Here is a 13,892-nt window from a genome sequence, read left to right on the forward strand (position 1 = left end):
GGTCAGATATTTTCATCCGGAAGGGTGAGGATCTCATTGCCGTCCTCGGTGATGACGATGGTGTGTTCAAACTGGGCGGTGAACTTCCGGTCGGTGTTCTGCACCGTCCATCCGTCATCCCAGATCTCATAGTCCAGGGATCCGATGTTGATCATCGGTTCAATGGTCAACGTCATGCCCGGTACGAGGATGTCACGGTACTGGGTGTTGTCATAGTGAAGGACCACCAGGCCGTTGTGGAAGGTGGGTCCGATGCCGTGGCCGGTGAAATCACGGACCACCTGGTAACCGAAACGCTTGGCATAAGACTCGATGACCCGGCCGATCACGTTGATTTCACGTCCCGGTTTGGCCGCTCGGATACTGCGCATCATGGCCTCCTCGGTGCGTTCCACCAGCAGGCGGTGCTCCTCGGCGACATTCCCGGAGAGGAAGGTGGCATTACAGTCACCGTGGACACCGTGTTTGAAGGCCGTGACGTCGATGTTGACGATATCCCCGTCCTGGATGACCGTGGTGTCCGGGATGCCGTGGCAGACAATCTCGTTGAGGGAGACACAGACAGATTTGGTGAATCCCCGGTAACCCAGATCCGAGGGGTATGCACCGTTATCGCACATGTACTCATGCGCAACACGGTCAATCTCATCGGTGGTCACGCCGGGCTGCACAGCCGCGCCAGCGACCTTCAATGCGTTCGCAGCGATACGGGAAGTCTCGCGCATCGCTTCGATCACCTCTGGTGTCTGGACGAACGGCTCCCCGATGGCTTCCTGTACCTCGTCCTTCCACACATATTCAGGTCGCTCAATGTGGGCTGGAACCTGCCTGATAGGGGTTGGTTTTCCTGGAACTAGAGGTGCACGCAAGGTAGACATGGACACCATGCTAGTCCCCTGCCCCCACCCGAGCCGAACCAGGGGGTTGCCCTGCTCAACCGTGGGGCGCGAACCTATGCGTCAGGCGCCGGGATGATCTCGCGCCCCGCCCTCATCTCATCCAGGCGGATGAAAAAGCGATCTGTCACAGCTGTGGCGACCTCCGATCCACCACCCATGACCACCAGGGTGGCAAACGCGATGTCATCCTCACGGTAACCGGTGAACCACGCATGGGATCCCTCATTGATCTCAGCCTCACCGGTCTTGGCGTAGACCTGGCCACCGGTCTGCTGCATACCCCGCCCGGTTCCGGTATTGACCACGGATGCCATCATGCCCTGCAGCTGGGTGATCATCGCCGGATCCGGATCAGGAACGTCCTCACTGGCGGTGGTCTCGTGACCGGAGATGAGGACCGGGGTGGGTGTACGCCCGGCAGCCGCCGTCGCGGACACCAGCGCCATTCCGAAGGGGCTGGCCAGGTCCAGACCCTGGCCATAACCGGCTTCGGTGCGATCCAGTGAGGTCTCCCCCTCAGGAACGCTGCCGGTAATGGTGTCCAGTCCCGGAATCTTGTAGTCAATGCCCAGTCCGAACTGCTTGGCCACATCCTGGAGTTCCCCGGGTGCCAGGCGGTTGGACATGTCTGCGAATGTGGTGTTGCAGGAGGAGGCGAATGCCCGGTCCAGGGAGGTGTTTCCCAGGGAGAAGCCGTTGTAGTTGGTCACCACCCGGCCGAAGATGTTCATGGTGCCGGGGCAGGGCACCGTGGTGCCGGGTGTCAGGCCCTGATTCTGAATACCGGCGGCGGCGGTGATGATCTTGAAGGTGGATCCGGGGGGATACAGTCCCATGAGGGCGATATCGCCATCCTTATCTGCTTCACGGGTCTGCGCGACGGCGAGTATCTCACCGGTGGAGGGACGCATGGCCACCACCATCGCCTTCATCTCCTCGCGCAGGTCCACTGCCTCCTGGGCTGCTCGCTGGACATCATGATCGAGACTGATCCGCACGCTGGGGGCGAGTTCAGGGGCGTTGTAGATAACATCGTCGATGATGGCACCGTTCGCGGTCACGATGGAGACCCGCCAACCGTTGGAACCGTCCAGTTCCTCATCCACGATCCGGGCGACGCGGGAGACGATATCCGGTGAGAACCCCGGATCTGTGGCCACCATCGCGGCCTCGTCATTGAAGATCAGGCCGGGAACACCGGCGAGTTCCTGAGACAACCGCTCGCCCAGTTTCTCATCCACCGTGACCAGCGAGTAGGGCCGCTCCCCCAGACTCTCCAGGACACTGTCCACATCAATCTGTGGGACGTTGGCATCCCGGAAATTAGCCTCGTCCAATTTAACCGCCACCCGTTTCACCGCTGCAGCGGCATCGGTGGATTGTGAGGGATCCACCAGGATGCGGTAGATGGTGCCCGGCTGGAGAACAGGTGCACCATCCGATGAGATCACGTTGGCACGCTGCGCATTGATGGCGCGGAGCTCCAGATGCTGGTTGGCACCCAGCCGGGGATGCACCAGTGAGGGGCGCCACCGGACAGTCCACTCATCACGCATCTTGGTCAATGTCAGGGAAGCGTCATAGCTCAGCTCCCGTTCCCGGGGCAGTTTCCAGGTGACGGTGTAATTGGCGGTGGCGATCGTCTCCCGGGAGTCCACTGAATCCAGGGTGAGATCCACATCCTCTGCCTGGAGCCCCTCAAAGGTGGTTTCCATGATGTCTGTGGCAGTGGTCCCCTGATCGGTGAGGGCCGCGACGGATTCATAGTCCTGCTCCGACCAGGATTCGAGGAACTCCTGGGCTACCGGGTCGGCGGTGTCAGGACGTGGGGTGCACGCGACAAGACCTCCTGAGGCCATCACTGTTGCCATCACCGCTGCCAGCACGGATCTCCGCCACACCTTGTTCATGCGTGCAGATTAACAAAGCTCAATCGAAGGTTTAGACTCCCACACCGGCAGTTGTTTCAGATGATTCCACGCTCCCGGGCGGCCGCCACCGCCGCAGTGCGTGAGGTGACGTCCAGTTTGTTGAAAACATGGCCCATGTGGCTCTTCACGGTCGCCTCGGTGAGGAAGAGCTGGGTACCGATCTCGCGGTTGCTTTGCCCCTGGGCCACCAGTGTCAACACCTCGATCTCCCGGGGTGTGAGCGCGGTCAGGGGGTTATTCATCCGTCCCATGATCTTGCTGGCGACCTGGCGCGACAGCACCGATTCTCCCCGTGCCGCATCCCGGACACCGTTGATGAGATCTTCCGGACTGCTGTCTTTCAGCAGATACCCCACCGCCCCTGCAGACACCGCCCCCACCACATCACCGTCAGTGGAATAGTTGGTCACCACCAGAACATGGGGTGGATCCTCCAGCTTCCGGATCCGGCGGGTGGCATCAACGCCGCCGGCCTCACCGGAACCGGGGCTGTCACCGAACCGTAAATCCATCAACACCAGATCGATGCCACCAGCGGCAGCAGCCGCCACCGCATCACCGGGACTGTCAACCATGCCGACGATCTTCATGTCCGGTTGATCAGCCAAAAGCGAGGCCAATCCGGCGCGCACCACGGGGTGGTCATCTGCCAGCAGGATCCTGATCATGTTCTCCTCTTTCTATTGATGGCATGGGGGTGGTACTGAAAGTAGTGCTGAGGTCGGGGATACGGGCGGAGATCCCGGTGCCGGCACCGGGGGCGGACTCAATGATCAACCTGCCCCCCAGTTCCTGTAATCGCCGTCGTGCAGTGGGTAGTCCGAATCCGGTGCCGGTATCTCTGGTGTCCGGGGTTTCCCGCACGGTGGTGGGATCAAAACCCCGTCCATTGTCCAGCACATCCAACAGGATCTGATCATCCTGGTAGGTCAGGGTCAGTCTCGCCCGGGAGGCACCGGAATGCCGGATCACATTGCCCAGGAGTGTCTGTGCGATTCGGACCAGCTCATGATCCACCCGTTCAGGCAGTTCCCTCGGCACCCCGTCCACCTCGAAGGTGATGGCTTCCCCCATCGGTGTCGTGGAGGCGATCCTGGCCAGTGCGACCGGGAGGGATGCGCCCACCAGCGGTTGTGGCTGGAGAGCCGCGATGATGTTGCGGGTTTCAGCCAGGTTGTCAGCCGTGGTGTCTCTGGCCAGTTGGATCTGTGCCCGAGCCTGTGGATCACTGATCCGTTTCTCGGCTGCGTGCAGCAGCATCTGGATGGAGGATAACCCCTGCGCCACGGTGTCATGGATATCCCCGGCGATCCGGGCACGCTCCTCCATCTCCCCTGCATTCCGGGAGGCCTCAAGGGCTGCGGCGCGGGCGTCGACAAGCTCTGTAACCGTATCCCCCAGCAGGCGGAAGCCGGTGCCCAGGGTCCACGCCACCGCAGCACCGAGGATGGGGCCGGTGGCCACACCGACCGACCAACCGAGATGGCCGACCAGCGCACCGATGGCAACGGCGGTGATGAGGAGAATAACCACAGCGGAGACCGCCGGGGTGGTCACCATGACGATGAGAAAAAACAGCGGGAAGGCCAGATACGCCGGCTCCGGGCCATCCCAGATCAACCCCGCCCAGACCATGATGAGCGCCCCCAACCACAGGAGCTGACGTTGCCGCAACGGACCTGGGGGCCTCATATCCGCAGGCAGAGCACCGAAAAAGTACACCGCGGCAAACAGGGCCGACAGCAACCAGACACTCCAGTGCCCGGCGCGCCACACCACCAGAATCAGCAGCACCGCGATCAGCAGATGAAGGCCCCACCTCAAGGCGGTGTGAATCCGGCGGATCCGGTCGAGGGTGATCTGGCTGTTGGTCATCACGCCCAAGCCTAACGCGGCGGGGTGGAGGGGGAATCCGACTTAGGTCGGAGACGGGAACTGGACCTGGGCCCGATTCCCTGGCGAGTTCTACCGGTGAGACTGGATGTCATGTTTCAAGGACTGAAAGAACTCAAGGCGGCTAAAGGTCGCACCCTGTTGATCACCGTCACCGTCGGGTTGATAGCTGTATTGGTCACCTTCTTATCTGCGCTCACCGCGGGTCTGGGGCACCAGTCAGTGTCCGCGCTCAAGGAACTTGCAGGGGATGACGATCTCGTCCTCGCCGACTCCGGCTCCGCCACACTGTCGGCTTCCACACTGAGTGAGGAGATCTCCGCTGACCTTGCAGATTCCGGTGCCACCATCCTCTGGCAGGTCCGTGACCGTATCGCCGACATCCCGGTGTTGTTGTTGAACTCTCCGGATCTGGCACCTGGCGAGGTATCCCTGCCGGTCGAGATCTCCGCAGCGGAGTTCGCCGACAGCGCACCTGGTCAGCGTGCGGGCACGGTAATCAACACGGACAATGATCTCTATCTCGACCATCTGCCCGTGGTGCTGATGTCCACCGTGGATGTGGCCGACGTGGCATCATCCCGTGGTATTCCCGGGCCTGCCGGGGCCTTCCTGTCGCAGGAGAACTCCGGCGACGGTAGCCCGTCGATTGAGGGCACAATCACTCTCACCGGTTCTGAGCGGTGGAACGCCTCGGCCTCCCACCAGGGCGAACAGATGTCACTCAACCTCATGATCGTGATGCTCTATGTCATCTCCGGTCTGGTGCTGGGGGCATTTTTCACAGTCTGGACCATCCAGCGTCTACGGGGCATCGCAATCACCTCAGCGCTTGGTGCCGCACGCCGGGTTCTGGTGGCCGATGCCCTCGGTCAGGCCGTGATCGTGTTGGCGCTCGGCATCACCTCAGGCACTCTGCTCACCGTGGCCATGGCGGGTCTGGCCTCTGATGCGTTGCCCGTGGTCATTTCCCCGGCGACCACCATCTACCCTGCTCTCATTCTGGCTGCCTGCGGTCTGGCCGGAGCCGCGGTCTCCCTTAAACCGGTGCTCGCAGTCTCACCACGTGCTGCACTGGTCAACGCTTAACACCCCTCAAGAAAAGGATCAACACCGTGTCATTGACTGTTTCCGACCTCAGCCTCAGCGTTCGTGACGGCTCCACCGACCGGCATCTGCTGCGTGATATCTCCTTCGAGGTGGACCCGGGTGAGATCCTCGGTATCACCGGGCCATCCGGATCCGGAAAATCCACCCTGCTCGGGGTTCTCGGCTGCCTGCAGCAGGCCGATTCCGGGACCGCGGTGCTGCACACCCACGACAGAGACATCCACCTGACAGGTGAGGTCTCCGGCACCGATGCCGCCCGGATCCGTCGCCACCACATCGGCATCGTGTTCCAGCAGCCCAATCTCATCCCCGCGCTGAGTGTGCGCGATCAACTGATCCTGGTGACACGTCTCGGTCGCGTGTGGCCACCGTCGCGCGCCGGGCGCCACGCCGCGCGTGCCAAGGCTGATGAGCTTCTCCACGCCGTCGGTCTGCTCAACCTGGCGCAGCGTCCGGTCGGCACGCTTTCTGGCGGTCAGCAGGCCCGGGTCAACCTGGCCCGTGCGCTCATGCACGGCCCCAGCCTGCTGCTTATCGACGAACCCACCGCCGCCCTGGATCAGCACAGCGCAGCAGAAGTCACCACCCTGATCGCCGACATGGCCCGGACCTACCGCGCAGCCACACTCTTAGTCAGCCATGACCCGGAGCAGATGGCTGCTGTGGACCGGCGGATCACCCTGGTCGACGGTCGCATCCGGGAGAGCTCCCGCATCTGAGTGCCAGGGATAAAGGAAAACCGGCCATCACACACACCGGGGGTGTCTGATGGCCGGTTTCTCTGCCTCAATCAGAGACATAGGACCAGCTGGTCTACCTGGTGACCTTGACTTCTGCCTTCATTCCGGATGCTTCAGCGGCAGCCAGGACCTCAGGGTCCATGCTCTCCGCGATGCGCATGGCTTCTTCGATGAGGGTCTGCACGATCTGGGATTCAGGGACAGTCTTGATGATCTCGCCCTTGACAAAGATCTGGCCCTTGCCATTGCCGGAGGCAACACCCAGGTCAGCGTCACGTGCTTCACCCGGTCCGTTAACCACGCAGCCCATGACGGCGACACGCAGTGGCACCTCGAGACCATCAAGCCCTTCGGTGACCTCCTCAGCCAGCTTGTACACATCAACCTGTGCCCGGCCACAAGATGGGCAGGAGACGATCTCCAGCTTGCGGGGGCGCAGATTCATCGACTGCAGGATCTGGTCACCGACCTTGATCTCCTCCACCGGATCAGCAGACAGGGAGACACGGATGGTGTCACCGATACCCTGGGACAACAGTGCGCCGAAAGCCACCGAAGACTTGATGGTGCCCATGAACTTCGGTCCTGCTTCGGTGACACCCAGGTGCAGTGGGTAATCGCACTTTTCGGCGAGCTGGCGATAAGCCTCCACCATGAGCACCGGGTCGGAGTGCTTCACTGAAATGGCGATATCGCCATAACCGTGTTCCTCAAAGAGTCCAGCCTCCCACAGCGCGGACTCCACGAGTGCCTCCGGAGTCGCCTTGCCGTGATACTTGTCCAGGATGCGCTTATCCAGGGAACCACCGTTGACACCGATGCGGATGGGGATGCCGGCATCACCTGCGGCCTTGGCCACCTCCTTGACCCGACCATCAAATTCCTTGATGTTGCCCGGGTTCACACGGACAGCGGCACAACCCGCGTCGATGGCGGAGAAAATGTACTTCGGCTGGAAGTGGATATCCGCGATCACCGGGATCGGGGACTTCTTCGCGATGATCGGCAGCGCCTCAGCGTCAATCGGCATCGGGCAGGCAACGCGCACGATATCGCAACCACTCGCGGTCAGCTGTGCAATCTGCTGCAGCGTGGCGTTGATGTCGTGGGTCTTGGTGGTGGTCATCGACTGCACCGAGATCGGGTGATCGGAGCCAACCCCGACCGCTCCGACCATCAGCTGTCGGGTCTGACGCCGCGGCGCCAGCACTGGTGGTGGGGTTGGAGGAAGACCGAGGCCGATTGGGGTAGACAAGTTACATGCTCCTTGAAGCGGCAGTGAGCACCGAGATGCGGTGGAGAACTACCGTGAAACGTTCTGGGTGGAAGTCAGCTATGGGACGAAAGTCTATCACTGGATAAGCATTTGGTAGATCCGTCAGGACGTGGTGGCAGTATCTATCCGAACAATCTGATTGGATTCACCACATCAGCGACGATGACAACAGCACCGATCGACAGCAGCAATGCAGCGACCCCGACGGTGATCGGCATCAGGCGGGTGTAATCCGCCGGGCCGCCGGGAGTCTTGCCACGCAGTTTCCGGAAGAAGTCACGGATGCGCTCATAGAGGACAACCGCGATGTGGCCGCCATCCAGTGGTGGCAGCGGAACCAGGTTGAACAGGGCAAGGAAGAAATTCAGGCTGGCGAGCATCATCATGAACATGTCCCACATGGAGCGCTCGACAAGTTCACCGCCGATGCGGGATGCCCCCACCACACTCATCGGCCCCTCGATATCACGCTCAGCACCGAAGATGGAGGCAACAACACCCGGGATCTTGGCGGGGAACGCCATCAACCCTTCGAATGTGGCCTCAATCATGTCGCCGGTGAAACGTGCAGTTGCTCCCACACCTTCGACCGGGCCGAATTTCTTGTACACATCGGTCGGCGGTTGACTTGTCACACCGATGGCCCCCACGGTCACGTCCTGGCCGGCGGCATTGAACCGGGTGACCTCGTCGACAGTGACAGGGAGGCGGACAAGTTCCTGTCCGCGCTCAATGGTGAGTGTGACCGTCTCGCCCGGCAGCGACCATACGGTATCGCGAACCTCCTGGAAGGTGGCCACATCCCGGTCATCGACCGCCAGGATCCGGTCACCTTCCCGGACCCCCGCCTCACCGGCGGGACCGGTGCCGATGCAGTCCGACAGGGTGGAGGCATCGAGCTGACTGTCCGGCACACACTGCACCGAAGCGACAGTGGCGGTGAAGTCCGCATCCGGGTTGGGAATGCCCGAACTCACGGCGACCCCGTAGAGAACCACGAAACCCACCAGGATGTTCATGATCACGCCGCCTGACAGCACGATGATGCGCTGCCACCAGGGCTTGAGGTACATGGCCCTGTTCACTTCATCCGGCTCCAGGACATCCTGCGCGGTCATGCCTGCGATCTCGCAGAATCCACCGAGCGGGACTGCTTTCACGCCGTACTCCGTCTCGCCTCTGCGGACGGAGAAAACTTTGGGGCCGAAACCGATGAAGAAGCGCCGGACCTTCATCCCGAACATGCGGGCGGTGATGTAATGGCCCCACTCATGAAGCGCGATGGTTACTGCGATGCCGAGGAAAAACAGCACCATACCGGCGAGATAGGCTGCCACGCGGTGGAGCTCCTTACTAACTACTGTCTGGTTCTGGTTCCTGGGCAGGATCGTGCGCGGTTCAGGCGTCGTGGAGCCCGCGGAATTTAATCCGCCAGCTTGTCGATCAACTGGTTGGCCCGTGCACGGGCCTCTACCTCAGTGGCCAGGATGTCATCGAGATTTGAGGATACACCAGCAAACTGGGAAGCCCCTTGGAGTATCTCCTCCACCACATCCACAATCTGGGGAAAGCGAATCCGTCCACCAAGGAAGGCCGCAGCCGCCTCCTCGTTGGCGGCATTATAGACCGCAGGAAAGGTTCCTCTCATCTTGGCGGCCTGCCTGGCCAGCTGCACCGCGGGGAAGGCAACGTCATCCACAGGCTCGAAGGTCCAGGTGTGCGCCTGCGTGAAATCAAGTGCGTGCTGAGCCCCGGTGACCCGGTGGGGCCAGTTCATGGCCAGTGCGATCGGGAGCTTCATCGACGGAGGCGATGCCTGTGCGATTGTCCCGCCATCCTTGAAGGTGATCATGGAGTGGATGATCGACTGGGGGTGCACCGAGACATCAATGAGATCGGGATCAGTGTTGAAGAGCAACGTGGCCTCAATCAGCTCTAGTCCCTTATTGATCAACGTCGCTGAGTTCAGGGTGTTCATCTGCCCCATTGACCACGTTGGGTGGGCAGCAGCCTGCTCCGGGGTCACATCCCACATCGCCTCCCTGGTCCAACCCCGGAAAGGCCCACCTGAGGCGGTCAGCACGATGCGGGCAACCTCATCGGCAGTACCGCTGCGCAGACACTGCGCCATCGCGGAGTGCTCCGAATCAACCGGGATGATCTGGCCTGGTGCGGCCTGGGACATCACGAAATCACCGCCGGCCACCAGTGACTCCTTGTTTGCCAGTGCCAGCTTCGCACCGGACTTGAGGGTGGCCAGGGTGGCTCCCAGCCCCAGGGAGCCAACGAGGGCGTTGAGAACCGTATCAGCAGGGTTGGACACCTGGGTGGATTCAACGAGGATCCTCGCTGCATCAGGCCCGTCGATGACGGTACCGCCGAGCGCGCGACCCACCTCCGCTGCTGCCTGCTCCCCCGCCACCGCCACCTGCTGGGGCGAGAGTTGGAAGGCGCGGGCCTGTTCGATCACCAGGGCGGGGTTGGATCCGCCCGCAGCGATCCCAACGAGGGTGAACAGGTCTGGGTTGTCTGCAATGACCTCCAGCGCCTGGGTTCCAATGGAGCCGGTGCTGCCGAGGATGAGGATTTTAGTAGTCACGATGACCATTCTTGCACCCTCTCCTGGATCCAGTGGTCATCTGGTTGTAGTTGTCGGAGCGACATCCTGCTGCGCAAAATTGACGCTGCTCATCAGTCACGCACCACAGAGTGAATGCACTGGTGTGAAAGTCACTGCCTGCCTAATTCACAATGCACTACACCCGTTTGGGGCAATACTTAGGGAGGGGTTCTTGACCCCTGTTAGTAAAAGCCCAGCAGAAGACTGCTGTTGGCCCAGTTCGCAACGATATCTGCCCTACCCGTTTTTTAGCGTCGCCAGGGGAAATATGAGAACATGAACGAAGTAAAACCAATTCTGTAGGTGCGCGCCGGTTTTCATGTGCGGTGCGCGAATGAAGGAGTATGACGTGGCTGGTTCCTCCCACAAGATTGAGCCTGAGATCTACAACGGTGTCTCCACCCTTGATGAGCCATCGGCCGCATGGGGCTGGCATGACATCGGACGCAATGCCGTTCAGATTTCCGGTTGGATATCGGTGCTGTTCCTGCTCGGCATGAACTTCGGTAACCACCAGGGTCACGTTGAGACCATCTGGCTGAATGCCTTCGCCGCACTGATCGCCATCGGCCTTCTCATTCACCTCTTCGAGCCAAAGCTTTCCCAGGTTCGTACCCTGACTTCTCGCAACAAGCCTGTCGGACATGTTGAGCCTGACTGGTCCTACGACCAGGGCACACTGTCCGGCACCTGGGGTGAGCTGACTGATGCGCAGCTGCGTTCTGTCAACATTGATCCTGAGCGCGTTCGTCACCTGCGCCTGGAGGAGAAGAAGTAAACACTTCTCTTAGCTGGCATTTCAAGGAGTCTGATTCCCATCAGGCTCCTTTTTTGCTGCCCCGCCCCCGCTGGAACCCACCGAGGTCGCCGCACCACCGCTGGAGAAGATACTGACAGATCCAGGGGTGGCATGGTGCACCCGGGGGTTGTCCCACTATCCCACGTGGCTTTTCACCTTGTTGAAGATCTCGGGCATCCCGGCATCCACCCGTCTGGAACACAGTCGGATCATCAGGGCGTAGAACGCACCCGGAAGGGCGAGCGCGAGCAGCTGACCGAGGACCACAGCCCAGGTGACGCCAGCGGAATACCCGAAAATGGTGAGGATGATGGCCGGCAGGGACGGAATCCATCCGAGCAGCATGGTGGCAAAAGCAGAAACGAACGCAGCACCTGAGTACCCACTGCGGTCGCCCCAGGGACTGGTACCGGGTTTTGCGGTGGCGAATGGGTTGAAGGTGGTGGCTGCAAGCGCAATGCCTGCCGTGGTGGCCAGTACCCCCACGGCGATCACGATGATGAGCAGACTGAGATATGCATCTTCACCGATCACCAGGGTGAGGATCGCGAACAGGAGTACACCAACGGTCACGGGTGTCATGTGGGCCAGGTGACGGCCCATCAATAAGGTGCGGCTCGAAGCACCGGACACGATGTTCAGCCAGGTGGATGGGCCGTCATATCCGAAATCATTCGTGGCGACAGCCCCTCCGAATATCGCCAGGATGATGAGGCCGAGGTAGATGATGAAGGATTCGATCGTGAAACTCTGCACGAGGAAGATCGCTGCGAGCATCGGGAACATGATCAGCGATGTCAGAAGTCGTGAATCACGAACCAGGTAAACCAGGGAGCGGAAATAAACTGCCCAGAAAGGAGTCAGGGGGAACGCCGCAGGAATCAGGCGACCCGCCCGGGGATCTGTGTGCGCTTTCCGCTCTTTGACCGACGTGGCTCCGTTGTCCAGGGGCGCCGTCAACGCACGGTTGATCAACGTCACCCACAACCGGATGCCCAGGCCGAGATATAACCCTGTCAGAACGAAAAATACCGCAGCCATCACCCAGTGCCCTGCTGCGACAGCCTCGATGACACCGGCAGCCGAAGCGAAGGGGGTCCACCTGACGATCTGGCCGAAGGTATCCACGTGTGTCGAGGCACCCTGGCTGGTCATCAGTTGATAAGCCACGATCACCAGCATGAAGCCGAGGGAGGCATACAGGCTGGTGCGTTCCCGACTGACCCTGGATGAGGAACTGGAGCCGAGCGAGCTGACCAGCTCCCCCAGCAGAAGCGTCATCACCAGAGCACAGGCCAACATCACCCACACCACCGGGATCATCACCGGTGGATAGATCAGCAACGCCACCACCGCCGTGGTGACCGTGCAGATCACCGCGAGGATTCCCCGCGACTGCATCAGGGTGGCCACCGCCATCGCCGGGAGGATATCCCTGGCTGCGAGGGGCATGATGGCGAAAGACGATGGAGCGAGCTGCCCCTCCCCGGAGGGCCACATGATGGCGGCGATGGCATACGCGATGGTTCCGGACGCCACGATGCCGGCGAGTATCCCCATCGAACCTTCAGACAATCCCTGACCGAGCAGCACCATGAAACTGAGGAGTCCGATGAGTCCATAGATGGACACCAGGACGATCATGGTGATGGCGGCGTTGTTACCGGAGACAGTCCGCTTCCACATCGTGCCCTGAAGTTTGAGCAGTGTACCGGTCACCGGGATTCCCCCTCGCCGCGGTCCTCTCGCGTACCGAGCCACGAGAGTGAGCCCTCCCCCAGGGCTGCGCCTCCGACGATGTCCACGAACACGTCGGTCAGGGATCGTCCACTCCGGACGTCATCGGCATGTCCAGCAACCACCACGTGCCCCTGGTTGATGATGGCCACGTGGTCACACAACCCCTCGACCAGTTCCATCACATGGGAACTCAACACCACGGTGCCACCGGCTGCCGCGAAATTCCGCAGGATCTCCTGGATGAGGCGACCTGACACGGGATCGACGGCCTCCAGTGGCTCATCCAGGATCAGTACCTCGGGGTTGTGCAGCAGGGCCTGGGCGAGCAGAATCTTCTTGGTCATGCCTGCTGAGTAATCAACGATTCTCTTTGATCCCGCATCCGCAAGACCCAGTGCCTGGAGAAGTTCGGCGCTGCGTTGTTGGATCACCGTCTCCTCAAGCCCGCGTAAGGCTCCCACATAACTAAGGAGTTCGCGGCCGGTGAGTCGGTCGAAGATGGGCAGGCCGTCGGCAAGCAGCCCCATTGCACGCTTGGCGCGCAACGGGCTCTCCCATACGTTGGCACCTGCAACCCATGCGGCGCCACGGGTCGGGCGCACCAGGCCGGTGGCCATGGACAACATGGTGGTTTTTCCTGCGCCGTTGGGGCCAACGATGCCGTAAATGGCACCCCGTGGAATGTCCAGGTTAATGCTGTCCGCCGCGGCTTGATTCCCGTATATCTTGGTCAGATCTCTCACGGCGAGTGCCTGGGTGGTGGGATCAGTCATCAGCTCATCAGCTTTCCATCAAACAACAATCGGGCGGGACTACCCACGTGATGGATAGTCCCGCCCGAGATTACCAGCGCCTGCCCGAAGATGAGCGGCGGATAATCAGGA

The 13,892-nt window shown here is 61.0% G+C and carries 12 protein-coding genes; 3 read left to right on the forward strand and 9 right to left on the reverse strand.

What is annotated here, in order from left to right; all coding sequences use genetic code 11:
- Positions 1–2: 2 nt before the first annotated feature.
- The 4 genes from map to CFAEC_RS08540 all read right to left on the reverse strand — a co-directional run bounded on the left by map (position 3) and on the right by CFAEC_RS08540 (position 4,705).
- Positions 3–878, reverse strand: a complete 876-nt coding sequence (gene map, locus CFAEC_RS08525; protein ID WP_290275969.1) for a type I methionyl aminopeptidase — start codon at positions 876–878, stop codon at positions 3–5.
- 74 nt (positions 879–952) lie between these two features.
- Positions 953–2,809: a penicillin-binding transpeptidase domain-containing protein gene (locus CFAEC_RS08530; RefSeq protein ID WP_290275970.1), complete on the reverse strand. Its 1,857-nt coding sequence runs from the start codon at positions 2,807–2,809 to the stop codon at positions 953–955.
- 56 nt (positions 2,810–2,865) lie between these two features.
- Positions 2,866–3,498, reverse strand: coding sequence for a LuxR C-terminal-related transcriptional regulator (locus CFAEC_RS08535; protein WP_290275972.1), 633 nt, complete (start codon positions 3,496–3,498; stop codon positions 2,866–2,868).
- A complete protein-coding gene (locus CFAEC_RS08540) occupies positions 3,473–4,705 on the reverse strand; it encodes a sensor histidine kinase (RefSeq protein WP_290275975.1) in 1,233 nt (410 codons plus the stop codon). Before CFAEC_RS08540 ends, CFAEC_RS08535 begins: the two co-directional genes overlap by 26 nt.
- 111 nt (positions 4,706–4,816) lie before the next feature.
- On the opposite strand from CFAEC_RS08540, the gene CFAEC_RS08545 reads away from it, so the two are divergent.
- The gene (locus CFAEC_RS08545) at positions 4,817–5,812 is read left to right on the forward strand and encodes an FtsX-like permease family protein (protein WP_290275977.1); all 996 of its coding nucleotides are present in this window, start codon (positions 4,817–4,819) and stop codon (positions 5,810–5,812) included.
- 26 nt (positions 5,813–5,838) lie between these two features.
- A complete protein-coding gene (locus tag CFAEC_RS08550) occupies positions 5,839–6,552 on the forward strand; it encodes an ABC transporter ATP-binding protein (protein ID WP_290275980.1) in 714 nt (237 codons plus the stop codon).
- Between the two features lie 94 nt (positions 6,553–6,646).
- On the opposite strand, the gene ispG is transcribed toward CFAEC_RS08550, so the two are convergent.
- The 3 genes from ispG to dxr all read right to left on the reverse strand — a co-directional run bounded on the left by ispG (position 6,647) and on the right by dxr (position 10,457).
- Positions 6,647–7,828, reverse strand: coding sequence for a flavodoxin-dependent (E)-4-hydroxy-3-methylbut-2-enyl-diphosphate synthase (gene ispG, locus CFAEC_RS08555; protein ID WP_290275982.1), 1,182 nt, complete (start codon positions 7,826–7,828; stop codon positions 6,647–6,649).
- Between the two features lie 143 nt (positions 7,829–7,971).
- Positions 7,972–9,186: a M50 family metallopeptidase gene (locus CFAEC_RS08560; protein WP_290275984.1), complete on the reverse strand. Its 1,215-nt coding sequence runs from the start codon at positions 9,184–9,186 to the stop codon at positions 7,972–7,974.
- An 86-nt stretch (positions 9,187–9,272) separates the two neighbouring features.
- The gene (dxr, locus tag CFAEC_RS08565) at positions 9,273–10,457 is read right to left on the reverse strand and encodes a 1-deoxy-D-xylulose-5-phosphate reductoisomerase (RefSeq protein ID WP_290275986.1); all 1,185 of its coding nucleotides are present in this window, start codon (positions 10,455–10,457) and stop codon (positions 9,273–9,275) included.
- 361 nt (positions 10,458–10,818) lie between these two features.
- Here dxr and CFAEC_RS08570 point away from each other — a divergent pair, with 361 nt between their 5' ends.
- Complete coding sequence (locus CFAEC_RS08570) at positions 10,819–11,247, forward strand: DUF2631 domain-containing protein (protein WP_290275989.1); 429 nt, start codon at positions 10,819–10,821, stop codon at positions 11,245–11,247.
- A 156-nt stretch (positions 11,248–11,403) separates the two neighbouring features.
- Here CFAEC_RS08570 and CFAEC_RS08575 read toward each other — a convergent pair whose 3' ends face one another.
- Positions 11,404–12,987: a hypothetical protein gene (locus CFAEC_RS08575; RefSeq protein WP_290275991.1), complete on the reverse strand. Its 1,584-nt coding sequence runs from the start codon at positions 12,985–12,987 to the stop codon at positions 11,404–11,406.
- On the reverse strand, positions 12,984–13,781 hold the full coding sequence (locus tag CFAEC_RS08580) for an ABC transporter ATP-binding protein (RefSeq protein WP_290275992.1): 798 nt from the start codon (positions 13,779–13,781) through the stop codon (positions 12,984–12,986). The genes CFAEC_RS08575 and CFAEC_RS08580 overlap by 4 nt, the downstream gene beginning before the upstream one ends.
- Positions 13,782–13,892 lie beyond the last annotated feature (111 nt).

It is taken from the genome of Corynebacterium faecale (genome assembly GCF_030408735.1).
GTDB classification, from domain to species: domain Bacteria; phylum Actinomycetota; class Actinomycetes; order Mycobacteriales; family Mycobacteriaceae; genus Corynebacterium; species Corynebacterium faecale.